This is a genomic window from Microbulbifer rhizosphaerae, from assembly GCF_014191725.1.
GTDB classification, from domain to species: domain Bacteria; phylum Pseudomonadota; class Gammaproteobacteria; order Pseudomonadales; family Cellvibrionaceae; genus Microbulbifer; species Microbulbifer rhizosphaerae.
Genome location: NZ_JACHWZ010000008.1, coordinates 1 through 20,426, shown reverse-complemented (window position 1 = coordinate 20,426; position 20,426 = coordinate 1). Strand labels below are relative to the sequence as shown.

Sequence of the window (20,426 nt, the reverse complement as noted above, 5' to 3'; positions counted from 1 at the left end):
GGATGCGTCGAGAGGCAATTTATCTCATCGAGGCTGACTGCATCTTGAAGCAAATACAATAAAATGAGGTCTGTGTCACAAATCTAATTATCGGCCATCGGGGCGGTTGAGTCCACGCGAATCCGCGCCTCGGCCCCGTATTAGGGCGCCACCCCGTACTAGGCTAGGGAAATAAGGCCAGAAGAAGAGGGAATGCCGATGAGTGATTTTGTCCGCATGACCGCGGCGGAGTTGCTGACCGGGTATAAAGACAAGTCTTTTTCCCCGGTGGAAGTAGCCCGGGCCATGTTGCACCAGATCGAGCGCTGCAATCCGGCGGTGAATGCCTATTGTCTGGTGGACGAGGAAACCACTCTGGCATTTGCGCGGGAGTCGGAGCAGCGCTATCTGGCCGGCGAGCCGAAAGGCAAGCTGGACGGGGTGCCGGTTGCGATCAAGGATGTGTTCCTCACGCCCATGTGGCCCACTCTCAAGGGCTCGAAGACGGTCAATCCCTCCTCTACCCTGGGAAAGGAGGCGCCGACGGTGGCGGCATTGGCGCGCAACGGCTATGTGCCCTTGGGCAAGACCACGACTCCCGAATTCGGCTGGAAGGGCGTGACGGACAACCCCATCGACGGTGTGACCCGCAACCCCTGGGATACCGACAAGACGGCCGGCGGTTCCAGCGGCGGCAGCGCTGCGGCGGTGCCGCTGGGAATGGGAGCGCTGGCGCTGGGGACCGATGCCGGCGGCTCCATCCGCATACCCGCGGGATTTTGCGGCCTGGTGGGGCTGAAGCCCAGCTTCGGTGAGGTGCCCCACTGGCCACCCAGTCCCTTCGGTACTCTGGCCCACGCCGGGCCCATGACCTGGACTGTGGCCGACTGCGCACTGTTGATGAATGTATTAAGCGAGGCGGACGACCGCGATACCAATGCCATCCCCCGGCGCCATATCGATTACCTGGCGGCCATTGCCGGGGAGCCCCGCGAGTTGCTCTCCGGCCTGCGCATTGCCTTCAGCGCCACCCTCGGCTATGTGCATGTGGATGCGGAGGTGGAATCCGCGGTGCGCAAGGCGACGCACCTGTTGCAGTCCTTGGGCGCCGAGGTCACCGAGGTGGCGCCCGGGTTCGACGATCCCCTGGCGGCCTTCGGCCACCTGTTCTACAGCGGTGCCGCCAACGCGCTGCGCACCATCGACAAGCGCCAGCGCGCGCTGATGGATTCCCAACTGGTGGCGGTGGCGGAGAAAGCGTCGCAACTCTCCATGCTCGACTACCTGGCGGCGATCAACGAGCGCACGGCGCTGTGTGAGCGCATGGCGATGTTCCACCGCAAATACGACCTGCTGCTGACGCCCACGCTGCCCATTACCGCGTTCAAGGCGGGTCGCGAGGTGCCGGTGGACTGGCCCCGCACCCGCTGGCCTTCCTGGACGCCCTACACCTACCCCTTCAATCTCACCGGCCAGCCGGCGCTCTCGGTGCCCTGCGGCTTCTCCTCCGACGGCCTGCCCATAGGCCTGCAACTGGTGGGCCGGCGCTTCGAGGATGTCGCGGTACTGCGCGCTGGCCAGGCTTACCAGCAGGCGGCGCCGCTGACCGACAGGCGGCCGAAACTGTTTTACGCCGATGCCGCAGCGGGGGGGAAAGCGTGAGCCACCTGGATTTCGATTTTTACGAATCGGAGGACCCGGTCTGGAACCCGGCGCTGCTCACCATCCCGGTACCGGGCATCCGCAAGATGGTGAACCTGGCCGCCACCATGGACGATGTGATTCACCTGTCCATCGGCCAACCGGACGCGCCGGCGCCGCCCCACGTGATCCAGGCGGCAGTGGATGCGTTGGAGGCGGGCCAGACCGGCTACACCATGGACGCCGGCCTGCCGGAACTGCTGGAAGCGCTGGCGGAATACTACGGCGAGCGATACGCCCGGCCGTTGTCGCCGGAAAATATCCTGGTGACCACCGGTGCCACCGAGGCGATCTACCTGGCGCTCACCGCGATGTCCGCGCCGGGGCGGGAATTTATTGTGCCGGACCCCGCCTTTATGCTGTACGCACCGTTGATCCGCATGAACGGCGGCGAAGTGCGGTACGTACCCACGCGGGCGGAGAACAATCACCAACTGGACCCGCAGGAGGTGATCGATGCCATCGACAGCAACACCCACGCCATAGTGCTGAACTCCCCCAGCAATCCCACCGGCACCGTCTATCCCCGCGAGACCATCGAGACCATCGTGCAGGAGGCCGCCTACCGCGGCATCTATGTGATCAGCGACGAGGTCTACGACCACCTGGTATACGACAACCGCGAATACGCCAGCGTGCTCTCGTGTTGCTCGGACCTGGACCACGTGGTGGTGATCAGCAGTTTCTCCAAGACCTTCAGCATGGCCGGCATGCGCATCGGCTGGATGATCGCCAGCCAGGGCGCCATCCGCAAACTGCGCCGCTACCATATGTTCACCACCACCGTGGCCAACACCCCCTGCCAGTGGGCCGGCGTGGCCGCGCTCAAAGGCGAGCGCACCTTTATCGACGAGATCAACGAGACCTACAAAAAGCGCCGCAACCGGCTGGTACAACTGGTGGAACAGACACCATTCCTGGAAGGATATATGCCGGAGGGGGCCTTCTATCTGTTTCCAGCGCTGCCGGAAGGGGTGAACGGCAACAATGTGGCCCTGCGCCTGCTGCGCGAAACCGGCGTCTGTACCATCGCCGGCGACACTTTCGGCGAGTCCTGCCGCAACGCCCTGCGCATCAGCTACGCCACCTCCATCAGGAGTATCGAATTGGCTTTTGAGCGGATTATTCCGTGGATGGAGCGGCAGGATTTCGGCTGAGTCACTATTTTCTAATGGATCACTGCATAACTCAGGCGCCCACATGAAACCTGCCCCGCTGTCGCCGGATCAACTGTATCAGCACTGTCCCCTGGAGTGGCTTGAGCTGGAGCCGGCGGCGGAGAAAGCCGTGGAGAGCCGGCCGTTCGGTCAGGACCGGGCCCTGGAGGCGCTGGATTTCGCGGTGGATATGCCCGGTGGCGGTTATAACCTCTATGTTGCAGGCTCCGTGGGGCTGGGCAAGCACTCGCTGGTAAACAAACGGGTCTCTGCCTGGGCGAAGCAGCGGGAGCCCGCATCCGATCTCTGCTACATCCACAATTTCAAAGAGGAACACCGGCCCCGGGCGCTGGTCCTGCCTGCCGGTACGGCGCACCAATTGCAGCGCGACACCGAGAATTTACTGGAGCATTTGCTGACCGCCATTCCCGATATTTTCCGGAGCGACGAATACCGCGCTCGCCACGATGAGCTCAAGCAGCAACTGGAGGACCGCGAGGAGAAGGCCCTGAGCAAACTGTCAGATCGCGCCAAAGATCTCGGTATCGGCGTGATGAGGACGCCATCCGGCTATACCATCGGGCCGCTGATCGACGGTGAATTTATCAGCCCGAAGAAATTTTCCGAACTGCCGGAAGAGGAGCAGGAGCGGCTGAAAGAAAATATCGAAAAGGTCAACAGCGATCTCAAGGAAACCCTCGGGCGCGCGTTGCGCTGGCACGAGAAACTGACCAGGGAACTCAAGCGGCTGGATCGCGAATTTCTGCACCTGACCCTGGACGAGCGGATCGACTGGCTGCTCCAGCGCTACCAGGGGCTGGGCCATGTCCAGGAGTTTATCCAGAGCATCAAGCACGAGGCGATCGAAAATGCCGACGACTTTCGCGCTGCCGGCGAACGCGGGGAAAAGGAAGGCATTTCCCTTGGCAAACTGATCCACTCGCCGGAATTTACCCGCTTTCGCGTCAATGTCCTGGTGGACAATGAGAGGGCCGTGGGGGTGCCGGTAGTCTACGAGGACAACCCTATCTACACCAACCTGCTCGGGCGTATCGAGCACGAGTCGCAGATGGGTACCCTGTCCACCAACTTTATGCTGATCCAGGGGGGCGCCCTGCACCGGGCCAACGGCGGTTGCCTGATCCTGGATGCCCGCCGCCTGCTGATGACGCCTTTCGTGTGGGAGACCCTGAAGCGGGCCCTGCGCTCCGCGGAGATCCGCATCCAGCCCCTGGAGTTGCAGATGGGCCTGTTGTCCACCATCACCTTGGAGCCGGAACCCATACCGCTGGACGTCACCGTGGTGCTGATCGGCGAACGCTGGCTGTACTACCTGCTGAAGACCTACGACCCGGAGTTCAGCCAGCTGTTCAAGGTCTTCGCCGACTTCTCCGAGGACATTACCCGCGAGCGTGACAGCGTGGCCGCCTATGCGCGGCAGATGCTCGCCCTGGCCAAGCGGGAAAACTTGCGGCCGCTGTCGAAAGAGGCGGTCGCGCGGGTGATCGAGCAGGCGGCACGTCTCGCCGGGGATGCAAAAAAACTGTCCCTGCACCGCGGGCAACTGGTCGAACTGCTGCGCGAGGCGGATTATTTCTGCCGCCGGGAAGAGAGCGGGCAGGTGGGCAGGGCGCATGTGCAACAGGCCATAGAGCGGCGGGAATACCGCCAGCGCCAGCTGCAGGAGCAGCTGCAGGAGGCGATCGAGCGGGACATCCTGATGATCGACGTGGCCGGCGAACAGGTGGCCCAGGTCAACGGCCTTTCCATCATCCCGCTGGGGGACACCGCCTTCGGTCGGCCCGCGCGGATCACCGCCACCGCGCGCCTGGGCAGTGGCAAGATGGTGGACATAGAGCGGGAATCGGAACTGGGCGGACCGTTGCACTCCAAGGGCGTATTGATACTGGGCGCCTTCCTCGCCAACCGCTACGCCCCGTCACAGCCGCTGTCTCTATCCGTCAGCCTGGTGTTCGAGCAGTCCTACGGTCCCGTGGACGGCGACAGTGCCTCCCTGGCGGAACTCTGTGCGCTGCTGTCCGCCATCGCCCGGGTGCCGCTGCGGCAGTGCTATGCGGTGACCGGTTCCGTCAACCAGCTCGGACAGGTGCAGGCGGTGGGCGGCGTCAACGAAAAAATCGAGGGCTTCTTCGAACTCTGCCGGGCCCGCGGGCTGGACGGCACCCAGGGCGTGATTATCCCCGCGACCAATATCCAGCACCTGATGCTCAAGCAGGAGGTGGTCGACGCGGTGCGCGAGAAAAAATTCTCCATCTGCGCGGTGAAGGAAGTGGACGAAGCACTGGTCCTGCTCACCGGCCTGGAAGTGGGCCGCGCAGACAAGCGGGGGGCATTCCCGGAGCACTCCTTTAATGGTCGGGTTCAGCAGCGGTTGCACGAACTGGAGGAAACCCGCTCCCACCTGCTGCGCCGCGAGCTGGAATCGGAAGCCCTGCCACCGCCGCCGGTAAAGGGAAACGGCGAGGACACCCCCGGCCGCGACCGCTACGAGTAATTCCGCTCCTACATTTCCGAAAAACAGTCTCTTAACCCTCACTCCCGGGACCGCGGAGCTCCAGCTCCGCAGCTCCATCCCGACGGTCCCCTCAGTCTGATCGTCCGTACATTATCAAGAAAAATTTACACTTGGCCGAAACCATTCTTTCATTTGGACGAGTAATTTTTTCATCTGGACGGATCCCTCGCCGGCCGTATGGAGATCATCCACCAGAAGCCTGGCCGCCTCTACAGGGTGCTGTCCTTGTAGGAGCGGCGGGGCGGCCATCCGCCCATGGCCGCGATCGGACTTTCCGCCAGCCGAGAGTTCAATCGCGGGTACGGCCCGCTCCTACAGCGGATAATCATGGCGAGCCCCCCAGTCCCCAACCACTTGAACTTTTCCCAAACGCCCCTATCTAACCGCCCATCACTCGTTTGAGCTTTGTTTTTACCGGAATAAGAGCAATGGTTTCCTCGACTGACAAGCGCCTCGCGGCCCGTCCTCCGCCGCGCTGAGCCCGCCATTCCGCAGCTACCCGGAGAAGAATAACCCTAGAAAAAAAGGAGGACATCGTGCTGGAAGTCAGCAACCTCAGCCGTTGCTACGGCGCCTTCAAGGCCGTGGACAACGTCAGCTTCGCCATTGGCAAGGGCGAGATCGTCGGCCTGTTGGGACACAACGGCGCCGGCAAAACCACCATCATGAAAATGCTCAGCGGTTACCTGGAACCGGACGCCGGCGGCGTGCGCATGGACGGCCTGGATCTGGCCGTCCATACCAAACGCATCCAGCGCCAATTGGGTTACCTGCCGGAAAACCTGCCCCTCTACGGGGAACTGAGCGTGGCGGACTACCTGGATTACGCCGCCGACCTCAAGGGCCTCACCGGCGACGAAAAACGCACGGAAATCCGCCGCGCCATAGCCGCCACCCAACTGGCGGCCAAGCTGGATTCCCCCATCAGTACCCTGTCCCGCGGTTTCAAGCAGCGGGTGGGGGTGGCCCAGGCGATCCTCGGCCGACCCCGGCTACTGATCCTCGACGAACCCACCAACGGCCTGGACCCGAGCCAGACCCAGCAGATGCGCGAACTGATCCGCGAGATCTCCCGGGAGGCCACGGTGATCCTCTCCACCCACATCCTGCAGGAGGTTGACGCGCTCTGCGACCGGGTGCTGATCGTCAGCGCCGGCCGGCTGGCGGTGGACGAGCGCCTGGACGCGCTGCGCCGCGGGAACCGGCTGCTGCTGGAGGCCAGTGCCGCGCCCGGCATCGCGGAGATCGACGGTGTCGCTTCGGTGGAGGACGCGGGCAAGGGCAATTACTGCATCGCTCTGGAAACCGACGCCGATCCGCGCGCGGTGGGTGCCGCCGTCGCCAGCGCGGTAGTGCAGGGCGGTGGAGAACTCTACCGTCTGCAGCCGGAGCAGCGGGACCTGGAGGCCCTGTTCCGGGAGGTGAACGAGAAGGCCGCGGTTAACGGGAAGGAGGAGCTGAGCCATGCCGCATAACAATCTCTCTCACGGTTCCCTGGTGCGCCGAATCGCCGCCAAGGAAATCACTCTGTTTTTCGCTTCGCCCATCGCCTATCTGTTCCTGGCCAGCTTTGCGGCCATCGGCCTGTTCGTCTTTTTCTGGGGCGAGGCGTTCTTCTCACGCAATATCGCCGACGTGCGCCCGCTGTTCGAGTGGATGCCACTGCTGCTGATTTTCCTGTGCGCGGCGCTGACCATGCGACTGTGGAGCGAGGAGCGGCGCAGCGGCACCCTGGAGCATGTGCTCACCCAGCCCGCGGGGCTGTGGCATTTCGTGCTGGGCAAGTTCGCCGCCTGCCTGGCGCTGCTGGCCATTGCGCTGCTCATCACCCTGCCGCTGCCGGTCACGGTTTCGCTGATGGGCGAACTGGATTGGGGGCCGGTGTGGGCCGGCTATCTCGCCACCTTCCTGCTGGGCGCCGCCTATCTCAGCATCGGCCTGTTCGTATCCGCGCGGGCCAACAACCAGATAGTGAGCCTGATCCTGGCCTCGGCCCTGTGCGGTTTCTTCTACCTGCTGGGCTCACCGCTGGTCACCGGATTCTTCGGCAACACCGCCGCCGAATGGCTGCGACTGCTGGGCACCGGCTCGCGCTTCGACGCCATCACCCGCGGGGTGATTGACCTGCGCGACCTCTATTACTATCTGAGCATGGTCGCGGTATTTCTCGCCCTCAACACCCTGGTGCTGGAGCGCGAGCGCTGGTCCGCGGGCGGTGACGCCGGCAATCGCAACCGCTGGCGCGCGGTCACCGCGCTGCTGGTGGCCAACGCCCTGGGGGTCAACCTGTGGCTGGGTCAGGTGCACGGTCTGCGCCTGGACGCCACCCGCGGCAACCTCTATTCCATTTCCCCGGCCACCCGCCAGTACCTGGAACAGCTGCAGGAACCGCTGCTGATCCGCGGCTACTTCAGCGCCAAGACCCACCCGCTGCTCTCGCCGCTGGTGCCGCAGATGCGCGACCTGCTGCGGGAATACCAGGTGGCCGGCGGCGGCAAGGTACGGGTGGAGTTCGTGGACCCGGCGCGGGAACCGGAACTGGAAAAGGAGGCCAACCAGAAATACGGCATAGCGCCGGTGCCCCTGCAGGTGGCGGACCGCTACCAGGCCTCCATCGTCAGCTCCTATTTCGATGTGCTGGTGCAGTACGGCGACGAATACCAGGTGCTGGGCTTCCGCGACCTGATCGAGGTCAAGGCGGCCAGCGAGGCGGATATCGACGTGCAACTGCGCAACCCGGAACTGGACGTCACCCGCGCCATCCGCAAGGTGCTGCACGGCTACCAGGCCGGCGGCAACCTGTTCGATACGGTAAAGGGCGAACTTGTGTTCAACGCCTATGTGTCCGCGGACGAAAATCTGCCGCAGCAGTTGGTGGAGTTCAAGAGCGCGGTGCACGAAGTGACGGAAAAGCTGCAGACAGACGCCCGCGGGCGACTGCAGGTGCGCTTTATCGACCCGGACGCGGAAGGCGGCGCGGTGGCCAAACAGATCGCAGACGACTACGGCTTCCAGCCGATGGCCGCGGGCCTGTTCAGCACCGACACCTTCTATTTCTACCTGACCCTGGGGCGTGGCGACCAAGTGGTACAGATCCCGCTGGACGACCTGAAAAAAGAGACGTTGGAACGCAACCTGGAGGCGGGCATCAAGCGCTTTGCCAGCGGGTTTACCAAGACAGTGGCCCTGGTGACCCCGCCCGGCGATCCCACGCACGCGCAGTTCGGCATGGGCGGACCCAGCTTCAGCCAGTTGGAAAACCTGCTCGGCGCCGAGCTGAATATCGAGCGCGAGGACCTGAGCGACGGCCGGGTATCCGGTGCCGCGGATATCCTGCTGCTGCTCGCGCCGAAAAACCTGGATGAGAAGCAGCTGTTCGCGGTGGACCAGTTCCTGATGCAGGGCGGTACCGTGGTCGCCGTCACCTCGCCCTATAGCGCCAGCCTCAGCAACCGCAGCCTGAGCCTGTCCCCGGTGACCAGCGGCCTGGAAAAATGGCTCGTCCACAACGGCCTCGACATCGACAAGAAACTGGTGCTGGACCCGCAGAACAGCGCCTTTCCCGTGCCGGTCAACCGCAATATCGGCGGCTTCCAGATGCAGGAGCTGCGCATGCTCGACTACCCCTATTTCGTCGACGTGCGCGGAGAGGGACTGAACGGCGGCAGCCCCATCACCGCCGGCCTGCCCCAGGCCACCCTGAGCTGGGCATCGCCCATCCGCGTGGACAGCGAGAAGCAGGGCGGGCGTCAGGTTACCGAACTGCTGAAAAGCTCCGCGGGCAGTTGGCTGTCCACTTCCACCGATGTGATGCCGCGGCTGGAAAACGGCGCGGTCAGCGGTTTCAAACCGCAAGGGGAGCAGGGCGCGCAACTGCTTGGTGTGATCAGCGCCGGCCGGTTCGATTCCTACTTCGCCGGCAAGACTTCGCCGTTGGCGGCACAGGAAAAAACGGAGGAAGAGAATGCGGAGGAAACCGAAGGGCAAAAGGCCGGCGAGTTGGAGACCCTGCCGTCGCTGATCGGCCGTTCGCCGGAATCCGCGCGCATTATTCTCTTCTCTTCCAACGACTTCCTGCGCGACCAGGTGGTGCGCATGAGCGGCTCCGCGGCGGGCAGTGAATACCTGAATACCCTGCAGCTGCTGGCCAACAGTGTGGACTGGGCGCTGGAGGATGCGGGGCTGCTGAGCATCCGCTCCCGCAGCCATTTCAACCGCACCCTGCCACCTATGGAACACGGTACCCAGTTGTTCTGGGAATACCTGAACTATATCTGTGCCGCCCTCGCCCTGGCGCTGGTGGCGATTGTGCAGCAGCTGCGCAAGCGCGCGCGGCAGAGCCGCTACCGTCAACTGTTGGCGGGATAAGGCGAAATTAAAGTAACTACTCACCCATAGGGAACCTGCAAAAGCTTCCCTGTAGGAGCCTGCTTGCAGCCGAATGGCTACGGAGTTCCGTTCTGTTCGCCTGCAAGCAGGCTCCTACGCAGTGAGTAATTACAAATTAGAAGGAAAAAAGCCATGAAAAAACTGCAATTTTATCTGAGTGGATTTCTCGCCCTGCAGCTGGTGCTGGCCGCCGGGCTCTTCTGGCGGGAACACCGCCAGCAGGAACTGCAGCAACAGAGCGAACCACTGCTGGCCCTGCAGCAGGAGCAACTGCAGAGACTGGAAATCAGCGCCGACGACAATTCCGTCACCCTGCAGAAAAATGCTGGCGAATGGCAGCTGCCGGAACTGCACAGCTTGCCGGTGGACGCCGCCAAACTGGATGGCCTGCTGGACAAACTTGCAGAGATGCGCAGCGGCTGGCCGGTGGCTACCACTAGTTCCGCCCGCGAGCGCTTCGAGGTGGGCGAGGAAAAATTCCAGAAGCGGCTGCGACTGTACAGCGACGGCGAAGTGGTGGCGGAATTTTTTATCGGCACCTCACCGGGCTTCCGCTGGGTGCACCTGCGCCGTGCCGGCGACGATGCCATCTACGCGGTGGAGCTGAACAGCTACGAAATGCCCGCCAAGGGCGAGGAGTGGCTGGACAAAAAACTGCTGGCGGCCGGGGAACCGGAGTCGATCAGCGGGCCCGACTACCAGCTGCGCAAAGTCGACGGCGAGTGGCAGTTTGTCGCCGGCGATGGTGAGCTTGATGTGGACAAGGCACGGGAATTGGCCAGTGCCTTTTCCGGCCTGCGGATACAAAAACCCGCAGAGGAAATGCCGGAAGCGGAGCCGTTGGAAATTCGAGTCGCCACAGGGGGCGGCGAGCTCAGCTACCAGTTCCTGCGCGCGGACGAAAAATATTTCGTGCGCCGCAGTGACCGGGAGCAGCTCTTCGAACTGAGCCGCTATGACTACGAGCGCATCGCCGACCTGCGCCGGCCGCAACTGGTACGGACGTCAGAGGCAGAGGGCGAGTCGCAGCAGACAGCGGAGGGAAGCGAGGAGAATGAGGAGGCCACCAAGAGCTGATTTCCGCCAATAGCCAACTCGACTTGCGGGTCGCAGGCCCGCCCTTGTAGGAGCGGCGGGGCGGCCATCCGCCGTTGGCCGCGATCGACGGTGGTTCAAATCACAGATCGATCGCGGCCAACGGCCGCTCCTACACTCTATTTTCGACCTTCCAAATCTCCCCCAGCCCCCAGAGGCTCAGCAGAATCACTGTGACATTATTGGCATTTTGCCCAGCCACAAACAATCAATTGAAGCCTCCACCCGATTGCAATATTCTCCCCAAACGCCTTCGCGTGACAAACAATAAAATCTATTAAACGACATCGTGCTATTTGTCTCGGGGTAAGACGAGGCGCGATGTTCGACTCCATAATGAATAATGAGAGAGGACGGACATACTATGCACAGTTATTCCTTTAAACCTTTATCCCTAGCCATCGCTGCGGCGCTCGCATTTCCCACCATCGGCTCGGCGCAGACCGCGGAAACGCCGTCCAACGATACCGTGGAGGAAGTGGTGGTAACCGGTACCCGTAAGGAGGGTGTCTCCCCCCTCGAGACGCTTTCGCCGATCGATGTGGTGGGTGGGGAAAACCTTTCCGGGCAGGCCAGCTTCGACCTCACCGAGTCCCTGGCCAAAGTCGCACCCTCGTTCAATACCCAGCGCTTTCCCATTGCCGACGGCACGGCATTTATCCGCCCGGTGACCTTGCGCAACCTGTCACCGGACCAGACCCTGGTGCTGGTCAACGGCACCCGCCGCCACCGCTCCGCGCTGGTCAACCTGCAGCTGGCTCCCCTTGGCACCACCAACCAGGGGTCCCAGGCAGTGGACTTTTCCGCGATCCCCTCCGCCGCCATCAAGCGAGTGGAAGTGCTGCGCGACGGCGCCTCGGCCCAGTACGGCTCCGACGCCATCGCCGGGGTGGTCAACGTGATTCTCAAGGATGCCGCCGAGGGCTTCAGCGTCTCCGCGCAGCGGGGCGAGTACTTCGAGGGCGACGGCACCCGCACCAGTGTGGCCGCCAACGCCGGTTTTGGTTTGGGGGACCGGGGCTTCGTCAACACCACCGTCGAGCACTCCACCGCAGACAAGACCTGGCGCGGTGAGGCGCGCCCCGATGCGGAATTCGTCGGCAGCGTGGTCGGCACAGACCAAGTGCCGCTGGACGGCCTGGGCCAGCGCTGGGGCGATCCCGAGGTGGAAACCCTCAAGCTGTTCGTCAATACCGGCTACGAGATCGGCGACAGCACCGAGCTGTACGGCAACTTCGGCTACTCGGATAACGAGACTATTTCCGACTTCTTCTATCGCGGCCCGGTACTGGACCCGGAACACCAATTCACCGCCCGCGGTACCCTGCAAGTGGATGCCGATGAAAACTTTATGCCCGATCCGGCGCCGCCGTCGCTGGTCGCCAATATTATCGCCCAGGGCCTGGACCCTTCCAATTACCTGGTGGCGGACTCTTCCAGCCCCAGCGGCTACGTGCTGCGCAACCCCATCTACAGCCAGTTCCCCGGCGGTTACAACCCGCAGTTCGGCGCCAATATCAAGGACATCTCCGCGGTGGTCGGTGCCCGCGGCGAATGGGCCAATGGCATTAGCTGGGACCTGCGCGCGCGCACTGCGGAAAACGAGGTGAGTTATGTGTTGAAGGATTCCATCAACCCCAGCCTGGGCGCACTGTCTCCCACCAGCTTTAACCCGGGCACCCTGACCCAGGAGGAGACCAGTGTTAACGCGGATTTCGTCAAACCCATCGACATAGCCGCCTTCGCCTCCCCATTGAACCTGGCATTCGGCGTGGAGTGGCGCAACGAAACCTATAAGATTGGCGCCGGTGACGAGGCTTCCAGAGTATCCGGCCCCACCGCGGCACAATTTGGTGTGGGCTCCGATGGTTTCCAGGGCTTCCCGCTGGAAGCTGCGGGCAGCTTCGAAAGCGACAGCTGGGCCAGCTATGTGGACCTGGAGACCGATATTACCGACCGCCTGACCCTGGGGGCCGCCCTGCGCCATGAAGACTTCGAGGAGTTCGGTTCCACCTTCGACTGGAAGCTCTCCGGCCGTTTCGATTTCACCGAGAACTTTGCCGTGCGCGCCACCGCCAACACTGGCTTCCGCGCGCCCACACCGGGACAGGTGAACACCCTCAACGTCACCACCACTTCCGATTCCAGCGGCAACCTGATTCCCAATGGCACTTATCCGGTCAACCACCCGGTGGCCGAAGCCCTGGGTGCGGTTTCGCTGACACCGGAGGAGTCGCAGAGCTTTACCCTCGGCCTGGTGATTTCTCCGTTCGACAACACCAACGTGACCATCGATTACTACAATATCGATATCGAAGATCGTCTGGCATTGCGCAACAACACCATCGGTGTCGCGGAAGTGGAGACGCTGACCAACGCGGGGATCGAAGGTGCTGCTCTGCTGGAAGGCAGCAACGCCAACTATTTCGTGAATGCCTATGACTCGGAAGTTTCCGGTATCGACCTGGCGGTTACCAGCGACTTCGAACTGGCCGGCAATCTGCTGACCGTGGACTTGCGCCACAATCACAACAAACAGGAAGTGACCAGCGTTGCCGCCAATACCATCAACGAATCGCGGGTATTCGACCTGGAAAATCAGGTGCCGAGCGACCGCACTACGCTCACCTTTTCCTATGATACCGGCGGCTTGTTTAATGGTTATCTGCGCCTGAACCGGTACAGCAGCTGGGAGTCCACCTTCGGCCTCTTCGGGCCGGGAGATGCCTCCGATGCCTCCAGCTACGGCAGCGAGTTACTGGTTGACCTGGAAGCGACTTTCACTATCAAGGACAACTACAAGCTTGCCCTGGGTGGAGAGAATATCTTCGATGTACAGCCGGATGACGAGGCCGATCCCACCCTGCAGTTCCTGGGGGTGCGTCAGTCCCTGACGTCGCCTTTCGGATTTAACGGTGGCTTCTGGTACCTGAGAGCCAGCGCTGAGTTTTAATCCATCCTTCCCTCTCGCCTGCAAGCGGGCTCCTGCAAAGTATTTTTGTAGGAGCCTGTTTGCAGGCGAACAATCCCCGATCGGGGATGCCCTCCATATCTGTCCAATACGTACTCACCTGTCTGTTTAACCTGTAGCCGATTACACCTCAATTACAGGTTTGTCTAAAGTTTCCACACTAATTGAAAGCTGACGGCCATTTTTCATCTTCCGCTGCTCTTTGGTTTGGAATTTCGGTCTTATCTGTGGTCTAATTTTGTGACTTTGTTCCGATTTGAATCGTGCACAGAGCACAATATCAATTAGATAGCTTGCAGTAATTTTTAAAAGTCTTGGGGGATACATGCAGCCGCGACGGCTTTTCCGCGCGCACCGGATATTTCTGTGCGTATTGGGTTTGATTGCCCTGATCCCTTCGGCATCTGCCACTGAATACTCCCTCACCGGCCCCCAGGATTTCACCCGCGAGCGCGGTCGTCCCCAGCGGGAACTGATCGCCTTTGATGCCCCCGCGCCCGGCCAATACTACTTGTTGCGCATTCACAACGGCCCCGGCGAGCTGGAGCCGGTGGACTCCGGCTGGATTACCGTCAATCACAAAAAAGTGGCCAATCTCGCCGCATTGCGCTGGAAAGCCGGACGGTACGCCGCCGCTTTCAATTGCCCTTTCTGGCAGCATCACTGCCGCGACGGGGGCAATGGTGATTTGGCTCCGGTAGAGATTCCCCTCGATCTCGAACTGGCCAACGAGCTTTCTGTCGAGCTGCACGGCCGCCCCGGGCGCGGGCTGCGCCTGGAAGTGCTCAGCATCGGCGACGAAAACCCCTATTTCAACGAATTCCCCCTCAGCGGCTCGCACACATTCACCCCCGTCTTCGGCTGGCCCCAGGAACAGGAACTTACCTTTGAAGCTCCCGTGGCCGGTGCGCACTATTTATTGCGTTTGAACAATGGGGCAGGAGACTTGCACCCAGTCGGCGCTGGCTGGCTGTGGCTGAACGGCCGCGAATTATTGAGCCCCAAAGATTTTGGGTGGGGAAAAGCCTTTTGTAGGAAAGGACATCCGGGGAAAGGGCAGCATAAAAACAAACACAAAAACAAAAACAAACACGCTCCCTGGCGCCCGGATTTTGGCCGGTCCTGTGAGGAAGAGACGGAGATCCAGCTGCCCCTGTCCCTTGCCCTGGAAAACACCCTGACCGTCAAGCTGCACGGCCACTGGCACAGCGGCGTACAACTGGAAATCGTCGGCGTCGACAACGACCTGCCGCAGATTGTCGCGGCGGTGGACCCGGCGGCCAACGGTGCCGGCTGGCACAATACCGATGCCACCGTCTCCTTTGCCTGCAGCGACAGCCTGAGCGGTATCGCCAGTTGCAGCGATCCCGTCGTGGTTGAGGAAGAAGGCGCGGAACAGCTGATCGAAGGCACCGCGGTGGACAAGGCCGGCAACAGTGCCAGCACCCAGCTCTCCGTCAGCCTGGACAAGACCCCACCGCAATTGCTGGCCGAAATCGATCCGCCCGCCAACGACAATGGCTGGCACCGGGAAAGCGTCACCATCGGTTATACCTGTGCAGATACCCTGAGCGGCGTAGCCAGTTGTCCCGAGGCACAGCAGGTCAGCGAGGAAGGCGCGGACCAGCAGATTGCAGCCACCGCCGCGGATATCGCCGGCAATACCACTGAAGTTCAAACCACCATCCAACTGGACCTGACGCCGCCGGAAATCGTCACCACCATCACCCCGCCGGCCAACCCCGCCGGCTGGCACAAAACCCCGGTAGCCCTCAGCTACCAGTGCAGCGACAACCTGAGCGGCGTGGTCGACTGCCCCGAAGACCGGGTCGAATCCCAACAGGGCCGCAACCGGGAAATCCCGGCGAGCGCCACAGACCTGGCCGGCAATACCGCCGGCAGCAGCGCGCTACTCAGTATCGATACCACTGCCCCCATTATCCAGACTCAGCTCTCGTCCCAGGCCAACAGCAACGGCTGGCACAATACCCCGGTCACCGTGACCTACCACTGCAGCGACAGCCTCAGCGGTATCGCCGGTTGTTCCGAACCGCAAACCCTGGTCGCCGACGGAGAAGGCCAGGTGCTCAGCGGCAGCGTCGTCGACCTCGCCGGTAATACCGCCGGCACGGAAGTCACCCTCAACCTGGACCGCACCGCCCCGGAAATCGCCTTCGTCTCCCCCGCGGACCAGTCCCTGCTGAGTGATCGCCAGCCGGAGCTGCAACTGTTGCTCTCCGACAACCTGGCACTGGACACCGGCAGCCTGAGCGTCAGTGCCGATGGCACGGCTGTCACCGCTTGCGAAATAGCCGATAACCTCGCCCACTGCACACTGCCCGCACCTTTGGCCACGGATCGGGAAGTTACTCTCTCCGCCTCGATCAAAGACCTGGCGGGCAACAGTAGCGAAGCCACCGTCACCACTGCCATCGACAGCGACGGCGACACAATCGCCGACTACGCCGACCAGTGCCCCGCTACCGCGACCACCCACACCGCCAACGCCGACGGCTGCGCCCCCGAACAACTGGACAGCGACAACGACGGCATCAGCGACGCCGAGGAAATCGCCGCGGGCAGCGATCCCGAAGATGCCAACAGCTTCCCGCCGCTCAGCATCGAAACCTTCGCCGCCTCGCCGAACACCCTAGAAAGCCGGGGCCAGACTGTCGAACTGCGCTGGCGGGTCAAAGGCGCCGATACAATAACCCTCAGCAACGACGCCGGGAGCGAAGCCCAGGCAGACCTGGAAAGCCCGGGCGCCCTGCAAGTCAGCCCGCAGATCACCACCCGCTACACCCTCGAAGCCAGCGGTCCCGGCGGCGAAGCCACCCAAAGCCTCACCGTCACCCTCGACCTGCCACCTCCGCCGGATCTGTGGACTACCCCCACGATCCCCGTCAAGGAACAGATCGCCACCTCCCTTGCGGTAGCCGAAGACGGCAGCGCCTATGTGGGCGCCTTCGACGGCAACTTCTACAAGGTCGATCCCAGCGGCCAAGTGGCATGGACCCTGGAAGATGCCGGCCTGGTAATGGGCAAGGTCGCAATCACAGGTGACCGCATTATCGTCGGTGCCAATGTCAGTGGCAGCGGTCGCCTTGAAAGCGCCGGGCGGGTCTACGCCCTCAACTCGGACAAGACACTGCTGTGGAACTTCGACACCGAGGGTGCCGTGGTTGCCGGCCCCATTCTTAGCGCCGATAAGGCCACCGCCTATATCGCCACCTATACCGGACAAGTCTATGCACTGGATGCGCAGAACGGGCAGGTGCACTGGAAGTACTCGCTGCCGGACGTGCCGGCCGTGGCTGCCGCGCCGGCACTGTCCGCCGACCAGGGGGCACTGATCGTACACACCACCGACCGGCGGCTGATGGCGATCGATACGCGGACCGCAGAACTGGGGGCCGACGACCGCCTGCTATGGGTCCGGGATCTGACTCTCTCACCCGGCCCTTAAATTAGAGCCACCCCAGACTGGTATCCGCTGTCGGCCGGTCGGTCCGGCTCGACGACTTGAACATACAGACAAATCAGGGATTGGCCGCCACCACAGGTATTGGTGGGGCCGGAAAAAGTACAAGAAAGGCTGTTAGCGTATGCAAACACACAAGATCCGCCACTGGCGCCCCAAGAGTTTTCATCATTGGCTCCTGGGAATGGTGTTTCTGTCGTGCATCGCGGGTGCAGGCTCGGCCAGTGCGCAGTGGGCTGCGACGACGCTGACCATTGATGACGCTCCGGAGAGCATCGACGGCGAATACACGGTGACGGCGACACAGGAGTGGTCTTGCGATTTTATGGAGATTTTCCTATGTCACGAAAACTCCATTGCGCTCTATGAGCGTGCTAATGGCGGGGATTGGCACCTTATCGCCAGCCATGAACCGAGTGATCGCCCGGACTGGCCCGACGAACTAATCACTGAACTTTCCGTTGCGCTGAAGCGCGATAACGGCACCTATGATTACCGGGTCTATTCGGTAATTTACTGGTGGAATCGAGACTCCTTTACCGGCGCTGTTACCTGGAATATCTCAGATAGTGAGACCTCCGTCCCCAAAACCATTATTGTCAACAAGCCGGAAAAACCGAAAAAGCCGACGATCAATACCTTTCCGTCGAATAACCGGGACGTCGACGGCGTTTACACCATAGGCTGGAATAAACCTTCCGGGGATATCACCTACTATATCCTTCAAGAGAAAAAAGACAGCAAAGGCTGGAATACAGTTCAAGGAAAATCGGCTGGTTTAACGCGGAGTTTCACTACAAGCGGCAGTCCCCGGGAAGATGGGCACAGCTACTCCTATCAAGTCAGTGCCTGTAATGATCGGGAGTGTGGCGATTTCAGCGATGTCGTTGTGGTTCATGTGCCGTTAAACAATCCACCAACGGTCGAGCTACATAGTCCGAGCAAGCGGGTTCCTGCCGCCCCGGGAGAAATTTTTACCCTGCGCGCCACTGCCACTGATTCGAACGGTATTGCCGAAGTGGTTTTCTACGGCAACGGCAACCGGTTGGGCGAGGGCCGGGCCGTAGACAAACAGGAATGCATTAGTACTCACAATTGCTATCGCTACAACTGGACAACCCCCGCCAATGAAGGGCCTGTGACGATTACCGTCAAGGCAAAGGATACCTTGGGCGCGGTCAGCGGTTCGGCAGGTGGTATCATTGTGGATATTGAAGAAAACCAGCCGCCGTTGGTTTTGCTGCAATCCCTGCCGGGAAACATTACGGATCACGATTCTCTCACGCTCAAGGCGAGCGCCAGCGACAGTGATGGCAGCATCGCCTGGGTGGAGTTCTTTGAAAACGGCAGCAGCCTGGGCCGGTTATCCTCGCCGCCTTACGAAAAAACCTGGTCGCCCGGCGCCGCCGGCAATTACGATATTCATGTCGAGGCTGCGGACAACGAGGACGCCTTGGCATCTTCCCAGACGCAACGGGTAGTGGTTGAAGCTTTGCAACCGCCCTCGCCTCCAACCCAGCTCAAGATCGACGACCAGTTGGCCCCAATTCCCGACAATATCACCGGTTTCTACACCGTGTCCTGGAATCCCGTGGCCGGTGCCGATGACTATCAACTGCAACAATTGCAGGAGGGTGTGGATACTCAGTTTAAGGATATCGCCACTCCCGACGGTGTTACCTCAGCTTATCTGCCCAACCAGAGTCAGGGGCATTACCGCTACCGGGTGGCCGCCTGCAACGCCGCCGGCTGCGGCGACTTCAGTGGGGAAATTGCCCTTTCCGTGGTGCTCTCCGCGCCCCAGGCGCCCAGCGGACTCTCGGCCGTGCCCGCGCGGGCGGGCTACGACTTTACCGGCGCTCATACCTTGAGTTGGGAGTCCGTCACCAGCGAACCCAAACCCAAGTATTACCGGTTGGAGGAAAAAACCGGCGGTGTCGATTCTCCGGCGGAGTGGCAGGCGCTCACTAACAGTCTGACGACGGAACTGACCCTCAAAGATAAGGCGCCGGGCACCTACAGCTATCAGGTCAGAGCCTGTAACGCCTTCGACTGTAGCGCCGAGGGGGAAGTTGTCACCTTTAATGTACAGCCGCCCAACCTGCTGACTGCCGACCCCGTTGCCGACGATGCAAACTGCAACGGCCACTGCCTGAAGATCCAGGGCACTGGTATAGACCCGGATTCCGCCTTTACCCTTACGGATCTGCAAACTGGCGGCCGGGAGTTGCTCAGCCCCGCTGCAATTACCTGGCGGCCCCCGGTCAGGGTGGGCGCCGAAGAGGAGCTGGACCCCGCCACCTACGCATGGCTGCCCCTGAGCGTCGCCATGCAAAATGCCCTGGACAACAAGGAAGGCGTCCACGTCTCGGTGCAAAACGCCAACGGCGAGCGCGCGGGTATCGATGCCTACGGCAACGAGACGGTGGAGCGCCTCAGCCAGATCGACTCCGCGCCGGCAGTGGCTGTCGACGGCACCATCTATGTGGGCTCCGGCAATAATGTTTACGCCCTCAATCCTGAAGATGGCACCGTTATCTCCGGCTGGCCCTATGCCACCGGTGACTTGGTGAAAGCCACCCCGGTGGTGGACTCGGTCAACGACAATATCTATGTAGGCTCCCTGGACGACAACCTCTATGCGCTGACCCCCCTGGGTCTGGAACAGTGGCGCCTGAAGACCGGCGGTGATCTGGTTGCCTCCGCGGTGCTGGACGAGAACCGTATCCTTTATCAAGGTTCCATGGACGGCGTCCTCTACGCGGTGCAGGCCCAGAATGGCGCGATCCAGTGGACCTATCCCGCCGGTGCCGGCATCGCGGAAACCCCGGTGCTGGCCGGCAACGGCACCCTGTACTTCACCACCGTAGACAGCAGCCAGGTCTATGCCCTGGGCCGCGGTATCCTGGGCCCGGACCAACTGGCCTGGGAAAGCAGCGACGATTCGCTGCTCAAAGAGAAGCTGGAGGAGCTCGACTGGCAGCCCGGCGAGCAACACCTGCCGGAATACCAGACCGCCGCACGCCTCTACCGGCTATTGCTGCAGCCGCCGCTGAACTTAAGCCGCGACGTGCTCACCTTCTGGACCTATGCCCTGGTTAACCGCGCCAGTGTGCA

9 protein-coding genes are annotated in these 20,426 nt (G+C 61.7%); all 9 read left to right on the top strand.

Going from position 1 to position 20,426, the window contains the following annotated elements; all coding sequences use genetic code 11:
- Positions 1 to 198 precede the first annotated feature (198 nt).
- Positions 199 to 1,641, top strand: a complete 1,443-nt coding sequence (locus FHS09_RS09650; RefSeq protein ID WP_183459265.1) for an amidase — start codon at positions 199 to 201, stop codon at positions 1,639 to 1,641.
- On the top strand, positions 1,638 to 2,837 hold the full coding sequence (locus tag FHS09_RS09645) for an aminotransferase class I/II-fold pyridoxal phosphate-dependent enzyme (protein WP_183459263.1): 1,200 nt from the start codon (positions 1,638 to 1,640) through the stop codon (positions 2,835 to 2,837). The genes FHS09_RS09650 and FHS09_RS09645 overlap by 4 nt, the downstream gene beginning before the upstream one ends.
- Before the next feature lie 43 nt (positions 2,838 to 2,880).
- Positions 2,881 to 5,352 carry a Lon protease family protein gene (locus tag FHS09_RS09640; RefSeq protein WP_183459261.1) on the top strand — a complete coding sequence of 824 codons (2,472 nt, stop codon included), beginning with the start codon at positions 2,881 to 2,883 and terminating at the stop codon, positions 5,350 to 5,352.
- Between the two features lie 557 nt (positions 5,353 to 5,909).
- The gene (locus tag FHS09_RS09635) at positions 5,910 to 6,848 is read left to right on the top strand and encodes an ATP-binding cassette domain-containing protein (protein WP_183459259.1); all 939 of its coding nucleotides are present in this window, start codon (positions 5,910 to 5,912) and stop codon (positions 6,846 to 6,848) included.
- A complete protein-coding gene (locus tag FHS09_RS09630) occupies positions 6,838 to 9,741 on the top strand; it encodes a Gldg family protein (protein WP_183459257.1) in 2,904 nt (967 codons plus the stop codon). Before FHS09_RS09635 ends, FHS09_RS09630 begins: the two co-directional genes overlap by 11 nt.
- A 153-nt stretch (positions 9,742 to 9,894) precedes the next feature.
- Positions 9,895 to 10,839 carry a DUF4340 domain-containing protein gene (locus FHS09_RS09625; RefSeq protein WP_183459254.1) on the top strand — a complete coding sequence of 315 codons (945 nt, stop codon included), beginning with the start codon at positions 9,895 to 9,897 and terminating at the stop codon, positions 10,837 to 10,839.
- A gap of 382 nt (positions 10,840 to 11,221) precedes the next feature.
- A complete protein-coding gene (locus tag FHS09_RS09620) occupies positions 11,222 to 13,810 on the top strand; it encodes a TonB-dependent receptor plug domain-containing protein (RefSeq protein WP_183459252.1) in 2,589 nt (862 codons plus the stop codon).
- Positions 13,811 to 14,153: 343 nt separating this feature from the next.
- Positions 14,154 to 17,294, top strand: coding sequence for an outer membrane protein assembly factor BamB family protein (locus FHS09_RS09615; RefSeq protein WP_183459250.1), 3,141 nt, complete (start codon positions 14,154 to 14,156; stop codon positions 17,292 to 17,294).
- A gap of 139 nt (positions 17,295 to 17,433) precedes the next feature.
- On the top strand, positions 17,434 to 20,426 hold a 2,993-nt coding region (locus FHS09_RS09610; RefSeq protein WP_183459247.1), incomplete at its 3' end, for an Ig-like domain-containing protein.